General features: G+C 39.4%; 2 protein-coding genes. Both read left to right on the plus strand.

Annotation, left to right across the window (positions count from 1 at the left end):
- On the plus strand, positions 1-690 hold a 690-nt coding region (locus J7J33_02755), incomplete at its 5' end, for a hypothetical protein (protein MCD6168212.1).
- A 46-nt stretch (positions 691-736) separates the two neighbouring features.
- On the plus strand, positions 737-1332 hold a 596-nt coding region (locus J7J33_02760), incomplete at its 3' end, for an LEA type 2 family protein (protein MCD6168213.1).

The raw sequence follows: 1332 nt of genomic DNA on the forward strand, positions 1-1332 counted from the left end.
CTCATAGATGCATCACATAACCAGTATTTCAATGACCAGAGACTTACTGGACTGATAACTAGGATAAAGAACGAGCTTGGATGGTTGGTTGATGTGAACGCCCAGCCGATAACGCTTGACTTGCTCTCCAAGTACAATGTGCTGATCATACCTAATCCAAAATCGGACATTACTGAGAAAGAAGCCCAAGCAATTAAGGAGTGGGTTAGGAATGGAGGTGGGCTTCTGATTACGGGAGACTGGTATAAGTACGTCTACTATAGAAGCCTCAACAAGGTTACTGAGGAGTTTGGAATTAAGTTTAATGATGACGAGCTCATGGATGACGAGTACAACACCGGGAAATCCTATTATCCACTTGTTGGTGAATTCAACTTTGTTCATCCCACAACAAGATTTCTTAGTGGGGCACACCAGCTTTATTACTCCGGTAACACTTTGGACATAAGTGGAAACGCAATATGGTTAATAAGGGGTTATGAGACCTCTTATGCAGTCTCTGAGACAGGAGATATTACCAAAGAAAAAGGATCAAAGCCAATAATTGCAGCTGCAGTAGAAGTTGGTAGTGGTAGAATAGTGGCTTATGGTTCCAGCATGGCACTCAGTGATGAACAGAATGGAGAATATATTAGGACAAATTGGCCATTTATCAAAGGAGTCCTCTTGTGGTTAGCCAAGAAATCTTGAGTTTTTTCTTTTTATACTCTTTACAGTGTTGGAGGGGGGGTAAAAAATGACGAAAATAAAGTTGGTTTGTGGTTTGATTGTTGTGTTATTGGTGAGTGTTGCTTTTGCGGGCTGTACACAAAAAGGAACCTCCCTACATACCTCAACAACTACTACACAAATACTAAAAAAGCCGGAAATAAAGCTTGTAAACCATAAATGGGGGAAAATAACTCATTCAACAACTGAGATAATTACCGAGATCACACTCTACAACCCTAATGCAGTTCCAATTCCAATAGAGAATGCCTTAGTAGAAGTTTATATGAATAATATAAAAATGGGTGAAGGTTCTTCAACGATTGGAGAGATCAAAGCAAATTCAGAGTCAAAAATAGTGATTTCGACAAAGTTTGAAAATACTAAACTCCCCGAGTGGTGGGTATCCCATATAAAAAACGGTGAGACATCAACAATGAGACTCAAAGGAATTTTGACCTTTGATCTGAAAGTTACAAAAGTTCAGTTCCCAATCGAACTTTCAAGCCCCATAAAAACTGGCATACTGGAAGGATTAAATTCAGACACTCCACAAAAAGTTAATATTGGCCCAGTCACCCTTACAATTGAGTCAATAAAGTCTCACTGGGGAGATGTTACTAC

The sequence above is a fragment of the Caldisericia bacterium genome, assembly GCA_021158845.1.
In the GTDB taxonomy this organism is placed as follows: Bacteria; Caldisericota; Caldisericia; order B22-G15; family B22-G15; genus B22-G15.